Annotated in this window: 13 protein-coding genes and 3 tRNA genes; 11 read left to right on the top strand and 5 right to left on the bottom strand. The window is 64.3% G+C overall.

Features of this window, described 5'->3' with window-relative positions:
* Positions 1–151: 151 nt before the first annotated feature.
* Positions 152–1,264, bottom strand: coding sequence for a 3-dehydroquinate synthase (gene aroB / locus ACLIMP_RS12470; protein ID WP_324695782.1), 1,113 nt, complete (start codon positions 1,262–1,264; stop codon positions 152–154).
* Positions 1,255–1,830: a shikimate kinase gene (locus ACLIMP_RS12465; RefSeq protein WP_054440877.1), complete on the bottom strand. Its 576-nt coding sequence runs from the start codon at positions 1,828–1,830 to the stop codon at positions 1,255–1,257. Before ACLIMP_RS12465 ends, aroB begins: the two co-directional genes overlap by 10 nt.
* Before the next feature lie 94 nt (positions 1,831–1,924).
* Here ACLIMP_RS12465 and ACLIMP_RS12460 point away from each other — a divergent pair, with 94 nt between their 5' ends.
* The 4 genes from ACLIMP_RS12460 to ACLIMP_RS12445 all read left to right on the top strand — a co-directional run bounded on the left by ACLIMP_RS12460 (position 1,925) and on the right by ACLIMP_RS12445 (position 6,406).
* A complete protein-coding gene (locus tag ACLIMP_RS12460; RefSeq protein WP_255351691.1) occupies positions 1,925–2,047 on the top strand; it encodes a hypothetical protein in 123 nt (40 codons plus the stop codon).
* 20 nt (positions 2,048–2,067) lie between these two features.
* Positions 2,068–3,942, top strand: a complete 1,875-nt coding sequence (locus ACLIMP_RS12455; protein WP_324695778.1) for a hypothetical protein — start codon at positions 2,068–2,070, stop codon at positions 3,940–3,942.
* 6 nt (positions 3,943–3,948) lie between these two features.
* Positions 3,949–4,827, top strand: a complete 879-nt coding sequence (locus ACLIMP_RS12450) for a tyrosine recombinase (protein WP_324695776.1) — start codon at positions 3,949–3,951, stop codon at positions 4,825–4,827.
* A 118-nt stretch (positions 4,828–4,945) separates the two neighbouring features.
* Positions 4,946–6,406: a M48 family metalloprotease gene (locus tag ACLIMP_RS12445; protein WP_443477885.1), complete on the top strand. Its 1,461-nt coding sequence runs from the start codon at positions 4,946–4,948 to the stop codon at positions 6,404–6,406.
* Between the two features lie 83 nt (positions 6,407–6,489).
* Here the strand turns inward: ACLIMP_RS12445 and ACLIMP_RS12440 are convergent, their stop codons facing one another.
* Entirely contained in the window at positions 6,490–6,666 is a 177-nt protein-coding gene (locus ACLIMP_RS12440; protein ID WP_054434193.1) for a Flp family type IVb pilin, read from the bottom strand.
* A gap of 126 nt (positions 6,667–6,792) precedes the next feature.
* On the bottom strand, positions 6,793–6,981 hold the full coding sequence (locus ACLIMP_RS12435) for a Flp family type IVb pilin (protein WP_185997140.1): 189 nt from the start codon (positions 6,979–6,981) through the stop codon (positions 6,793–6,795).
* 100 nt (positions 6,982–7,081) lie between these two features.
* Here ACLIMP_RS12435 and ACLIMP_RS12430 point away from each other — a divergent pair, with 100 nt between their 5' ends.
* The 4 genes from ACLIMP_RS12430 (at position 7,082) to ACLIMP_RS12415 (ending at position 7,877) form a co-directional block, all read left to right on the top strand.
* Positions 7,082–7,504, top strand: a complete 423-nt coding sequence (locus ACLIMP_RS12430; RefSeq protein ID WP_324695771.1) for an NUDIX domain-containing protein — start codon at positions 7,082–7,084, stop codon at positions 7,502–7,504.
* Positions 7,505–7,548: 44 nt separating this feature from the next.
* Positions 7,549–7,625: transfer RNA gene (locus ACLIMP_RS12425), tRNA-Arg, on the top strand.
* Positions 7,626–7,668: 43 nt separating this feature from the next.
* Positions 7,669–7,745, top strand: a tRNA-Arg gene (locus ACLIMP_RS12420).
* Positions 7,746–7,800: 55 nt separating this feature from the next.
* Positions 7,801–7,877, top strand: a tRNA-Arg gene (locus tag ACLIMP_RS12415).
* Between the two features lie 189 nt (positions 7,878–8,066).
* Here the strand turns inward: ACLIMP_RS12415 and ACLIMP_RS12410 are convergent.
* Positions 8,067–8,669: a hypothetical protein gene (locus tag ACLIMP_RS12410; RefSeq protein ID WP_185997141.1), complete on the bottom strand. Its 603-nt coding sequence runs from the start codon at positions 8,667–8,669 to the stop codon at positions 8,067–8,069.
* 457 nt (positions 8,670–9,126) lie between these two features.
* Between ACLIMP_RS12410 and ACLIMP_RS12405 the strand changes: the two genes are divergently transcribed.
* From ACLIMP_RS12405 to ACLIMP_RS12395, 3 genes are all read left to right on the top strand, one after another.
* Entirely contained in the window at positions 9,127–10,593 is a 1,467-nt protein-coding gene (locus tag ACLIMP_RS12405; protein ID WP_443477884.1) for a phospholipase D-like domain-containing protein, read from the top strand.
* Entirely contained in the window at positions 10,590–11,198 is a 609-nt protein-coding gene (gene folE / locus ACLIMP_RS12400; RefSeq protein ID WP_054438811.1) for a GTP cyclohydrolase I FolE, read from the top strand. Before ACLIMP_RS12405 ends, folE begins: the two co-directional genes overlap by 4 nt.
* 122 nt (positions 11,199–11,320) lie before the next feature.
* A complete protein-coding gene (locus ACLIMP_RS12395; protein WP_324695766.1) occupies positions 11,321–12,769 on the top strand; it encodes a hypothetical protein in 1,449 nt (482 codons plus the stop codon).
* Positions 12,770–12,774: the final 5 nt, after the last annotated feature.

Raw genomic sequence — 12,774 nt, 5'->3', positions numbered from 1 at the left:
ACCATAGTGGCGCGTTATTGTAATGTCACGCACGAGCCCCGTCTATGAGAGCTAAGTGCGATGCAGGGGTGCCGGTTACGGCTCTCGCCTTCTCTGTACCCTTTAGGTGTCGTTCAATACCGGGGCCGCCAAGTGCCTGAAAGCAGGCGGTTCAGGGCTGGCGGGTCAGTTCCTCGTCAAGGAATGCGGCGACGTCTTCGAGCGAAACCTGCTTGTCCAGATAGGTCTGTCCGATGCCCTTGAGCAGCAGGAACGGCAGGGTTCCGGCGTCCATCTTCTTGTCGTGGAGCATGTGACCGACCAGTTTCCCGCCATCGCAATCGAGGCTCAGTTCCGGAAGGCTGGAGGGCAGGCCGATCTCGCGGATATGGTTGGCGATATGCTCGGCGCTGGCCCGGGGCAGCAGTTCGCGGCGGGCCGAATAGCGGGCCGCCAGCACCATGCCGAGCGCGACCGCCTCGCCGTGAAGCAGTCGGGAGGAGAAGCCGGTTTCCGCTTCCAGCGCATGGCCGAAAGTGTGGCCAAGGTTGAGAAGCGCACGCTTTCCCGTGGTTTCGAACTCATCCTCGGCAACGATCCGCGCCTTGCTCGCCACGGAATGCGCCACGGCATATTCGCGAAGCTGGCTGTCTCCGGCGATCATCGCGCCGCCATTGGCATCGCACCAGGCGAAGAAGTCGGCATCGTCGATCAGGCCGTATTTCACCACTTCGGCATAACCGGCCCGAAGCTCGCGTTCCGGCAGCGTTTCGAGGGCGGAAAGGTCGGCCAGCACCAGCGAGGGCTGATGGAACGCGCCGACGAGGTTCTTGCCCGCCGGCGTATTGATCGCGGTCTTGCCGCCGACGCTCGAATCGACCTGGGCGAGCAGGGTGGTGGGAACCTGGATGAACTTGCAGCCGCGCTTGAGAACCGAGGCGCAGAAGCCCGTAAGGTCGCCGATCACCCCGCCGCCCAGCGCGATGATATGGTCGCCGCGCTCCACTTCGAGCGACAGGAGCCAGTTGACGGTCGCCGCCAGTTCTTCCCAGGATTTGGTCGCCTCACCGGCAGGCAGGATGCGCCAGTGCGGCTCGTGGCCGCTTTCGCGCAGGCTTGCCTCGACCACCTGACCCCAGGCCGCATGGACGTTGATGTCCGTGATGATCGGCACGCCGCGCTTTCGCAGGCGCCCGCGGCACTGCGGCACGAGTTCCGCGAGCAGACCGGCTCCGACCCGGACTTCATAGGGACGACCGGCGATATCGACGGGGATTACAGCCATTGCGAAATTCCCTGAAGGACCTTGTTGATGGTCTGAACGTGAGGCCCGCTGTTGCTGATCACATGGATCGGTGCCTGCGAATAGTGCGGCCTGCGGTCTTCGCGCAGCCGGGCGAGTATGTCGCGCGGATCTCCGCCGCGCAGGAGCGGACGGTGATCCTTGCGCGCGGTGCGTTCGACAAGGGTGTCCACCTCGCTGTCGAGCCAGACGGTGATCGCCTTGTCGAGGATCAGCGCCCGCGTCGTCTCGTTGCAGAACGCGCCGCCGCCGGTGGCGATCACGCAGCGTTCCACGCCGGATTCGATGAGGCGGGAGATTACCCGGCGTTCGCCGTCGCGGAAGTAATCCTCGCCGTAAGTCTCGAAAATCTCGGGGATCGTCATCTGCGCCGAGCGCTCAATCTCATCGTCGGCGTCGACGAAGGCGCAGTCGAGCAGCGTGGCAAGGCGCTTGCCGACGCTGGACTTGCCCACGCCCATCATTCCGACCAGCACGATGGGGCGATCGATGCGCCGCGCGAGTGCGGCAATTTCCTGTGCGGAAAACCGGGTTTGTTGAACGTCCATTGCTCCATCGCCTATAGTTGCGCTAGGTCGCAGCGCAAGCATCGGTGAAGGAAGGCGAGTGACGATACAAAAACGCAGGCGCAGGTTTTCAGGCGTGGCTGCCGTTTCCATCGTCGTACTGGCGGTCGTTCTGGGTGTCTGGGCGTGGATGGATGGCGGTCGTTCTCCGGTCCGCGATATCGTCCAGCCGGTGCCGGTTCCGGAGCTGCCGCGATGAAGCCTCGCAAGGGAACATATATGAGGACCTGGCACTTGCTCGCCGGCGCTTCGCTCGCCGTGACGTCCGCGTGGGCGATGGCGCAGGATGCCCCGGAATCGCTGCTGCCCAAGATGTTCTCAGAGCCCGCGCCCACGCAGGCGCCCGCTACGCCGCCACCTGCGAATCGCCCTGCCACGGGCACGCCGGCCACGGCGCCGCGTTCGGTGTCGACCCCCGTGGTCCAGCCGTTGCCTGCGCAGGTGCCGCCATTCGCCACGGATTCCTTCGTTACCACTGACGTGAACGGCAAGAGCACGCTGTCACGCCTGCCGAGCCTCGAAGAACTGGAGCGCATGTCGCCCGAGGATTTCGAAGCCCTGCTGGGGGACAAGCTCGACCTCGACATGCCTTCGGGCGCGCGCCGCTCGATGGAGCGGATCGGCCTTATCGACGAGAGCGAGGGCGGGATGCCGGAGGCGTCGCTCGCCGAGCAGAATCCCTATCTTGTCCAGTCCGCGATCGCGGCAAACCGGGGCGCGGTGTTTTCGCGATGGGGCCATATCCTGCTGCGCCGCGCGCTTGCCTCGCGTCTCGAGACTCCGGCGGGAATGAGCCCGCAGCAGTTCCTGGCCCTGCGGGTCGGCCTGCTGCTCCGCATGGGTGAAACCGATGCCGCCCGCGCCTTGCTGCAAGGTATCGACATATCGAACTTCACGCCCGAGATCGGAAACGAGGCGTTCGACGTCTATCAGCGTTCCGCCGATTTCACGGGCATGTGCCCGGTCATGTCGATCCAGGGTTCGCTGCGGGACGATCCTGAATGGAACGCAGCCCAGGCGATCTGCGAGGCCTTCCGGGGCGGCGGTGCCTCGGCGATCTCGAAGCTTGAACGCGCGCGTGTCAGCGGCAAGCTGGAGCGCATCGATTCGCTGCTGGCGCAGAAATACGCCGGCGCGGCAGGGCGTTCGCGCAAGGCCGTTACGATCGAGTGGAACAACGTCGATACGATGACGCCCTGGCGCTATGGCCTTGCCATTGGCGTGGGCCTGACCCCGCCGGAAAGCGCGATGTCCGGCGCCGGACCGATGTATGCCTATGCCACGGCGCTGGCCCCGATGGTCGGGCTGGAACGGCGCGCGGTCGCGGCAGACCGGGCGGGCGGGGCAGGCGTGCTCTCGAATGCGGCGATGGTCGATCTCTACGCCCAGATCTACGCGGATGGGGATGTTACCGGCGAATGGCAGAAGCGGGCGGAAAGCCTGCGCGATGCCTATACGCTGGACGCTCCCGCAGCGCGGTTCTCGGCAATGCAGAGCTTGTGGAACGGCGCCGGCGGGGGCGATGCGGCCTATTCGCGGCAGGTGCTGACGGCCGCCGCCGCCGCCCGCATCGCGCCGAGCAAGGACATGGAAGCGGATGCCTCGGCGCTGATCGCCTCGATGCTGGCAGCCGGTTACGATACCAATGCGCTGGCGTGGTCTTCGATCGTTGCGTCCGGTAGCGAGGGCTGGGGGCTGCTGACACTGGCGGCGCCGGGCCGGATACGCTCTGTGGATTCGGGGGCGATCAGCACGTATTTCGATGCCGACGAAAGCCGGAACAAGCGAAAGAGCGCCTTCCTCGTCGCGGGGCTTGCCGGTCTGGAACGCGTAGATCAGGGCGTGGCCTCACGCTACTCGGGCGAATGGGGCCTGCAACTCGACAGCACGACCCTGTTCACGGCCGCGATCGACAAGGCGGCTGCAGCCGGTGATCCGGCCAGTGTGGCGCTATTGGCCGGGCTCGGCATGCAAGGGGCCAACTGGCAGCGTATGACCCCGCGCTATCTCTATCACATCGTTTCGGCGCTGCGCACGGTCGGGCTTGACGCAGAGGCGCGGATGATCGCTGCGGAAGCCGTGGCACGGGCCTGACGCGGCATGGTCGGCGAAGGTCACGCCGAGCGTTTCCTGGCCATGCTGGCGGCCGAACGCGGAGCGGCGGCCAATACGCTGGCCGCCTATCGCCGCGACCTCGTGGCAGCGGCTGAGGCGCTCGGCGATATCGAGACGGCCGATGGCGATGCTCTGGCCAGGCTCGGAGATGCGTGGAGCGGCCTTGCTGCGTCGAGCCTTGCGCGGCGCTGCTCCGCGCTGCGGCAGTTCTACGGCTTCCTAGTCGACGAGGGGGTGCGGGGCGACGATCCCTCAGGTTCCCTGCCGCGTCCGCGCACCCGCCGTCCCTTGCCGCGCCTGCTTTCTCACGAGGAAGTCGAACGGTTTCTGGCCACGGCCGAAGCGGAGGCACGGGGCGGACGGTCGGATGCGGTCCGGCTGCTGGCCTTGCTGGAACTGCTCTACGGATCGGGGCTGCGCGCAACCGAACTGGTCTCCCTGCCGCTCGCGGCGGTGCCCCGCGATGCGCCGTTTCTCCATGTTACCGGCAAGGGCGGGCAACAGCGCATGGTGCCGGTGAGCGGGCGCGCAAGGTCGGTGCTGACCCAGTGGCTGGCGGTGCGGCGCGGAAATTCGAAGTTCCTGTTCCCTTCGAGCGGAGAGAGCGGGCATCTGACAAGGGTGCGCCTGTTCCAGCTGCTGCGCGCACTGGCCGCGAGGGCGGATATCGATCCCACGCGCGTCTCGCCGCATGTCCTGCGCCATGCCTTCGCGACGCATCTGCTGGAAGGCGGCGCGGACCTGCGCGTCCTCCAGATGTTGCTGGGACACGCCGACATCGCGACGACGCAGATCTACACGCATGTCGACAGTGCGCGGCTGGTCGCACTGGTGAATGCCCGCCACCCCCTCGCGCGGGGGTGAAAAGAGCGGGAACAACCACTTGCGCTTGCCGTTGCCTGACGGGAAGAAGACGCAGATCAAGATAGCCGGAGGGGAAGGGGCCATGTTCGCAGTTCATTCAGTCAGGAGCCGGTCGGTAATGGCGGTTACTGCCGCCGCCATGTCGTTCCTTCCGACCGCCACCGGCATGGCGTCGGCCGCCGCCGCGGCCTATCCCGCGACAGTCAGTGCGATCAGCCGCGCCGACAAGGCGGAAGGCGCCAAGGCCCATCCCGACCTGCTCGCCGAATTCGGCGGCTCGGTGACGGGGCCGCAGGCCGCCTATGTCGAGCAGGTGGGCAAGACCATCGCCGTGCAGTCCGGTCTGTCCAACGCGCGCGGCGATTTCACCGTGACGCTGCTGAATTCGCCGGTGAACAACGCCTTCGCCATCCCCGGTGGCTACATCTACGTCACCCGGCAGCTTACCGCACTCATGAACAACGAGGCGGAACTGGCGGGCGTGCTGGGTCATGAGGTCGGCCACGTGGCGGCGCGACATTCGGCCAAGCGGCAGCAAGCGGCATCGCGCAACCAGTTGCTGGGCGTGCTCGGCTCGGTTCTCTCCGGGGTTCTGCTGGGCGACAATGCGTTCGGGCGGCTGGGCCAGCAGATCGCTTCGCAAGGTTCGCAGATGCTGACGCTTAAATACTCGCGCTCCCAGGAACTGGAAGCCGACCGTCTCGGCATTACCTATCTCAAGCGCGCCGGATACGATCCGCGTGCGATGAGTACCGTGCTCGACAGCCTGGCGCGCCAGAATGCGCTTGAGGCGCAATTGCGCGGCTCGGCGAATCAGGTACCGCAATGGGCTTCCACGCACCCGGACCCTGCCTCTCGCGTGCGGGACGCGCTTGCGCAGGCGGGGAGCGGCGCATCGGGAATGACGAATCGCGACGTATTCCTCACCCGAATCGACGGGCTGGTCTACGGAGACGATCCCAAGCAGGGCATGATCGACGGGAATCGCTTCACGCATCCGGAACTGCGGCTGGCCTTCGAGGCACCTAACGGCTTCTATCTCGTCAACGGAACCCAGGCCGTGTCGATCAATGGGGAATCGGGCAAGGCGCAGTTTTCCGGCGGGCAGATGGGGACCGGGCTCGACGCCTACATCCAGTCGGTGTTTTCCAGCCTGACCGAATCGGGGCAGGCGCGAATCGTGCCTTCCAGCATCGAGCGGGCGAATGTGAACGGTCTTTCGGCTGCTTACGGCGTGGCGAGGGTTCAGGCATCGAGCGGGCCGGTGGACGTGACGGTCTTCGCTTATGATTTTGGAGGCGGAAAAGCCTATCACTTCGTGACGATCACCCGTGTGGGCGGTGCCGGGGCGTTCAATGGGATGTTCAAGAGCATGCGCCGGATTTCAGTTGCCGAAGCCGGGCAGGTCCGTCCGCGCCGTCTCTCCGTGCTGACTGTAAAGGCGGGCGACACCGTGCAATCGCTGGCCGGCCGGATGGCTTACACGGATGCCGCGCTGGATCGGTTCCTGGTGCTCAACGGCATGCAGGCCGGAACGCGCCTGGTTCCGGGGCAAAAGGTCAAGATAGTGACTTACTGAGTTCGCCTTCGTACGAACCGCAAACGAAAGGGGCGGCGGGTTTCCCCGCCGCCCCGATCTGTTTTCGCTTGTCGCGGCCGGGCTTAGTCGGCGTTCGCGTTCTCAAGCGTGGTCGAGGTCTTTTCGAAGGTCGACTTGAGCTGCGAGCCCATGCCCTGCATCGCGGCGATCGCGGCAACGGCAATGAGGGCGGCGATCAGGCCGTATTCGATGGCGGTGGCGCCCTGTTCGTTGCGGCGCAGCTTGGCGAGGAACTTCATGTGGTGTCTCCTGAATGAAAGCAGTCTTGTGTACCCGGTCCGCCCCGCCAGGCACTCGCTTCGGCGCTTTGGACAGGCTTAGGAATGCCCCACAAGTGTTGAAAAAAACTTAAACCGGAAACGTTTTCACTGACCCGATGTGGCTGCGGCCGACTTTTCAGCGATATTGTCCCAAATGCCAACGGTCTCGGTGGCGACGCCATCCAGAGCAACGATCATGACGAGGACGATCATCGCAAGAATCAAGGCGTATTCAACGGCAGTGGCGCCGGACTTGTCTTTGATGAGTCTGATTATGACTGAATCAATAGTCATGAATACCTGCACCTGACCTGAGTATTTCATAAAATAGCATTTTAGCGTTAAAGAGTTCCTAAAGGAGGGCGTTAAACTGGAAAATTCCTTTACACCCCTGTTGGTTGTCGCCGTGGCGCTGGTGCGCGGGGATGGGCAGGTCCTGATGCAGCAAAGGCCCTACACGTCGATGCACGGCGGGCTTTGGGAGTTCCCCGGCGGCAAGGTCGATCCGGGCGAAACGCCGGAGCAGGCCGCTGCGCGGGAACTGGAAGAGGAACTGGGCCTATTGGTCGATCCGGCTTCCCTGATGCCTGTAGGCTTCGCCAGTGGGCCGGGTGCCGCCGGAAAGGATGGCCGGGCAGGACGGGCCATTGTCATTCTTTTATATGCATGCAGTGAATGGGGCCGCGAACCGCGACCGATCGAGGCGGAAGCGCTCGGATGGTATGGCCCGGATGCGATCGCCGATCTCTCGATGCCGCCGCTCGATTATCCCCTTGCGAAAAAGTTATCCATATTCCTGCGCCAGAAGGCAATATAGGCGTTGACGGCAGAGCGAACCGCTCCTATTGGCGCCTCTCCAACGCGCCCGTAGCTCAGCTGGATAGAGCATCAGACTACGAATCTGAGGGTCGGACGTTCGAATCGTTCCGGGCGCACCATTCTCCTTCGGGGGTGTGGGCATTGGTTGGAAAATGAAATTTTGCGCCCGTAGCTCAGCTGGATAGAGCATCAGACTACGAATCTGAGGGTCGGACGTTCGAATCGTTCCGGGCGCACCATTTCTCCTTCAAAGGCCTTTGGCCGATGGGGGTACAGACATAGATACTGCAATATGCGCCCGTAGCTCAGCTGGATAGAGCATCAGACTACGAATCTGAGGGTCGGACGTTCGAATCGTTCCGGGCGCACCATTGCAGCACCCACGAAAAACCCCGCAGGGCTTTGGCTCGGGCGGGGTTTTTCGCGTCTGCCGCTCTGAGATTCGCGCTTCATGCGCACCGGTCCCGAAGAATGCGCTCCGGGCGCGTCAGGGCGAAAAAAAGCCGGGAACACTGGCGTGTCCCCGGCTCCTTGTTTTGATCCGCGTCGAGGCGGAAGCGTTACTGGCCGGTGGGCGTCGCAGCCGCGCCCGCCGCACCCGAGGGTGCTGCCTGGGCATCGGCTCCGGGCTGACCGCCCGAGCTGGACTGGAGCTGCGAGTTGAAGGAGGCGGCCGTCATGCCCAGCGCCAGCGACTTGTCCGCGCCCAGGCCGAAGTAGGACTTCTTGAGCTGGGCCACGGAGCCATTGCTGAGGTTGACGAACACGTCGTCGCCTTCAGCCTTGCTGATGGTGCCAAGGACGACACCGTCGCTGCTCTTTACCGGGGCATCGGCAACGAATGCGCTGGCAAGCTCGGCGCTGCTTTCGGCCTTGGCGCCGCTGACGGCGGCTTCGAGCTGCGCCTTGTTCATCCCGATCGTCAGGCCCTTTTCGCGCATGGCGAAGGAAGCGACCGGGAGGCCGGCGCGCGCAGTGCCGGTGTTGACGGTCACGACACCGCTCTGCACCGCTTCAACGGAGCCAACTTCGGTGCCGTCGGGGCCATAGACCTTGGCGCCCACCGTCGGTGCGACGGCGGTTGCGGCCGCGCCCTGCGCCATCACGGCGACCGGAGACAGGGTCGCTGCGGCGATCGCGGCGGCGATGAGAGTTTTCTTCATGGCGTACTCCTTCTCGATGCGGGAACCGACCCAACGGTCCCGGCTCGGCTTCTGCACAGTCGCAGCGCAGAAGCGTGAATGGTGGTCCGGAAAACACGACCCGGACGGTTGGTTTCGGCTTGAAGCCGAAAGTCCGTTCCGCGTGCATTTGTCACGTGGGAAGGAACGGACGAGAACGATGCATGTTGCATCCGCGAAACGGAATGGCGGCTGAACTGTGCCGGATCAACCGCTCAGTTGACGTATTTTCGCGGCGAAATGGCGGAAATCCGCCATACGGAGATTCCCGGGGCGACAGGCTGTGCCATCTGTCGGACAAATGGGGCAGGGAACATCCTGTGGGCTGGACGCTTGATCGCGGATGGTGGGTGGTTCAGCAAGGCAAGCGATGGATCGGGATTCTGAAAACGGAGGCGAGGGCGATGGCCCTGCGTCGCCGACGGTCTGGCGTTATGCCATGGCGAAGCGCGCTTACGTCGTTATCGACGCGGCGGACTATTTCGAATTGATGCGCGGGGTGATGGAGGAGGCACGCCAGCGCATCTTCATGATCGGCTGGGACTTCGATTCGCGCATATTGCTCTCTTCGGGAAGGCGATGGTGGCAGCGAGGGCGGCACGAGAAGTTTCCGGCGCGGCTCGGCTCGTTCATCATCTGGCTGGTGAAGAGCAATCCTCGTCTGGAAATCCTGCTCCTGAAGTGGAATTTCTCGCTGGTGAAGTCGCTGTTTCGGGGCACCATGATCGTTGACCTGATCCGCTGGGCCTTGCGCGATCGAATCGATTTCAAGTTCGACGGCGCCCATCCCATCGGATGCAGCCATCACCAGAAGATCGTGGTGGTGGACGATGTTTTCGCGGCCTGCGGCGGGATCGACATGACTTCCGACCGCTGGGACACGCCCGAGCACTTGCCCAGGGACAAGCGGCGGCGGAAGCCGACCGGAAAGCTCTATGGTCCGTGGCACGACGTTACCATGGTGATGGAAGGCGAGGTGGCAGGCGCGTTGGGCGATCTGGGGCGGGAACGCTGGAAGGTGGCGGGCGGCGCCGAACTGGTGCCTTGCGCGCCGCAGGATTTCAGCCCGTGGCCCGAGGAACTGCGCGCCGAATTCGAGAACGTGGAGATCGGTATCGCCCGCACCCGCGCCGAATATGGCGATTGCCCGCAAGTGAGCGAGATCGAGGCGCTGTTCGTGGAGCAGATCCGCCGGGCGAAGCGCTTCGTTTATGCCGAGACCCAGTACTTCGCATCGCGCGCCATTGCCGAGGCCATCTGCGAGCGGCTTCTGGAGGACGATCCGCCCGAGTTTCTCATCATCAATCCCTGCACCGCCGACGGCTGGCTGGAGCAGATCGCGATGGATACCGCGCGCGTCGAACTCGTCCGCACGCTGCGCAATGCCGATCATGCCGGGCGGTTCCGCATATTCTATCCGGTCGCCTCCGACGGCACGCCCATATACGTTCATGCCAAGCTGATGATCGTCGACGACGAGATACTGCGGGTGGGTTCCGCGAACATGAACAACCGCTCGATGGGCCTCGATTCGGAATGCGACGTGTTCATCGATGCCGCGCGGCCCGCCAATGCCCATGTGTCTTCCGCGATCACGGGCCTGCGCTATCGCCTGCTCTCCGAGCATTGCGGTGTGACCGAGGAGACCATCGCCGAGGCGCTCGATCGCAAGGGTTCGATGGCGGCCATGATCGAAAGCCTTGTGCCCTTGGGCAAACATCTGGAACCCTTGCCCTTGAAACATCTCACCGAAGCTGAAAGAGCGCTCGGTGAAAGTGCTCTGCTCGACCCGGAACGTCCCGGGGAGATGTTCGAGCCGATCGAGCGGCGCGGTCTCTTCCGCCGCAAGGGGCAGCTCATGCGGCTGCACCTTATGGATAGATTGCGAAGGAGTAAGAAGGGATGAGCAGCCTCGACGGTCCCGACGAGGACAACCCGCTGGGCAAGCCCGCCGTCCCCGAGCACGTGCAGCAGGCGATCCGCACCCTCATCGAATGGGCGGGCGACGATCCCTCGCGCGAAGGCCTGCTGGACACGCCGAAGCGCGTGGCACGCGCCTGGCGGGAATATTGCCAGGGCTATGGAGAAGACCCGGCAGTTCACCTCAGCCGTGTGTTCGAGGAAGTGGGCGGCTATGACGAAGTCGTGCTGCTGAAGGACATTCCGTTCCAGTCGCACTGCGAACATCACATGGCGCCCATCATCGGCAAGGCGGCGATCGCCTATCTGCCCAAGGATCATGTCGTGGGCATCTCGAAGCTCGCCCGCGTGCTTCACGGATTCGCGCGGCGCCTCCAGATCCAGGAGCGCCTCACTGCCGAAGTGGCCCAGTGCATCTGGGAACACCTCAAGCCCCAGGGCGTCGCCGTCGTGATCGAGGCCAGCCATGCCTGCATGACCGCGCGGGGCGTGCGCACGCCGGGCGTGAGCATGATCACCAGCCGCATGATGGGGACATTCCTCGACGATGAGCGCAGCCGCAAGGAAGTGCTCAGCCTGATGGGCTACTGATCGCGGAAACCATCCCCAATCCGGGAAACCGGCGCGCTTATCCCCGCTTCCGCAGGCGAGGGGCTTGAAACCGTCCCCGGCCTGCGGCGAAGGAAGCGGCTTGCCATGCGGCGGGGGATAAGGTGAGCGGTCGGATCGAAAGCATCGAAGGGCGTAGCAAGGTTCGCCTGCTGCATGGGATGATCGCGCTCGTCCCGGCTGCCATGCTGCTCGTCCTGCTGCTGCGCAGCGTCTGGGATGTGGACATCTTCTGGCAGCTCAAGCTGGGCGAGATCATCCTCGATCATGGCGGCCCGATCGCGCGGGAACCCTTCGCCGCGCTCCATCTGGGCGAGCCGCTTCCGGCGGTCGGCTGGCTGGCGCAGGCGAGCATGGCTCTCGTCAGGTCTCTGGGCGGCTGGGGCGCGCTTCGCGCCTTCGATGCGCTCTGTTGGCTTGGCGGGTTCTGGGCCGTTGCCGCCGCATGTCGCAGCCGAGGGGCAGCCGCTCATGCTGTTGCGCTGGCGCTTGTCCTTGCATTCCTGGCCGCATTGCCCACGGCCAGCATTCGCCCGCAAAGCTTCGCCGCGCTGGGCTTTGGGCTATTGCTCGCAATGCTGCGGCTTCGGCCGAAGCCGCTCGTGATGATCGGGCTGGGGCTGCCGTTGCTGGTGCTCTGGCAGAACTTTCACCCTTCGGTGAGCGTCGGCGTGCTGGCGCTTGGCGTTCACACCGCCGTTGACGCACTGGCCTGGCTGCGCGGCCGGACCCGGCGCATCCCGATTGCTTCGGCCATCCTCACCGTGGCGGCGATCGCCGCGATGTTCGCGACACCCGATGGTTTCTCGATTCTGGCGATATCGGCGACCAATGCCGAGATGAGCCTTGCCATCGGTGCGAGCGAATGGCGCCCGCTATGGATATCGGCGAACTGGGAGAACGCGATTCCGGTTCTCCTGACCTTGCTGGTGACCTGTTGGCTATTGCTGCGCCAGAAAGAACGCCGCTTCGACTGGAGCGAACTGCTGGTGGCGCTGGCGCTTCTCGTCATGACCGTGACGGCCTATCGTTTCGTGCTGTTCTGGGCGCTGGCGATGGTGCCGGTGATCGCCCGCGCGGCGACTGCGACAGGAACGGCATCGCCGGATGAGGTCCGGCCGGTTCCGCGCTGGCTGCCCGTTGCCGCCGTCCTGGCGGTGGTGCTGGTCGTCCCGTTTGCCGCTCCTACCCGGTTCGGTCCCAACCTGCCGCTGGAGGCGATCGCGCATCTCAAGAAGCAGGGCGTGCGCGGCACGGTCTATGCCGATTTTCCTTATGGTGGGCCTATCATCGATGCAGGCTGGCCGGCCTGGCGCGTTGCCTACGACGGCCGGTACTACCGCTACGGCCATGACGAGTGGCAATACAACGGCGGCATCGAGAACGGGTACGTTCCTCTGGTCGACGTCATTGCCAAATGGCATCCGGCCGCGTTTCTCATTCAGGAAGACCACAATGCGCCGCTCGCGCGTGAACTGGGCCGCTCGCCAAAATGGCGGCGGGTGTTCAGGGGGCAGGACGGAATGCAGGTCTATGTTCCGAAAAGGCGCTGACCGGG

Origin of the sequence: Novosphingobium aeonii, from assembly GCF_052279045.1 — a bacterium.
Classification (GTDB): Bacteria; Pseudomonadota; Alphaproteobacteria; order Sphingomonadales; family Sphingomonadaceae; genus Novosphingobium.
Note: the sequence above shows the minus strand (reverse complement) of the source record. Positions and strands in the feature narration are given on the sequence as shown.

Bases quoted from the DNA above. Each gene is read 5' to 3' on its own strand.
- ACLIMP_RS12440 (WP_054434193.1), bottom strand. From the start codon at position 6,666: ATGAAGTTCCTCGCCAAGCTGCGCCGCAACGAACAGGGCGCCACCGCC.
- aroB (WP_324695782.1), bottom strand. From the start codon at position 1,264: ATGGCTGTAATCCCCGTCGATATCGCCGGTCGTCCCTATGAAGTCCGG.
- folE (WP_054438811.1), top strand. From the start codon at position 10,590: ATGAGCAGCCTCGACGGTCCCGACGAGGACAACCCGCTGGGCAAGCCC.
- ACLIMP_RS12435 (WP_185997140.1), bottom strand. From the start codon at position 6,981: ATGACTATTGATTCAGTCATAATCAGACTCATCAAAGACAAGTCCGGC.
- ACLIMP_RS12450 (WP_324695776.1), top strand. From the start codon at position 3,949: ATGGTCGGCGAAGGTCACGCCGAGCGTTTCCTGGCCATGCTGGCGGCC.
- ACLIMP_RS12465 (WP_054440877.1), bottom strand. From the start codon at position 1,830: ATGGACGTTCAACAAACCCGGTTTTCCGCACAGGAAATTGCCGCACTC.
- ACLIMP_RS12445 (WP_443477885.1), top strand. From the start codon at position 4,946: ATGGCGGTTACTGCCGCCGCCATGTCGTTCCTTCCGACCGCCACCGGC.
- ACLIMP_RS12455 (WP_324695778.1), top strand. From the start codon at position 2,068: ATGAGGACCTGGCACTTGCTCGCCGGCGCTTCGCTCGCCGTGACGTCC.
- ACLIMP_RS12410 (WP_185997141.1), bottom strand. From the start codon at position 8,669: ATGAAGAAAACTCTCATCGCCGCCGCGATCGCCGCAGCGACCCTGTCT.
- ACLIMP_RS12405 (WP_443477884.1), top strand. From the start codon at position 9,127: ATGGCGAAGCGCGCTTACGTCGTTATCGACGCGGCGGACTATTTCGAA.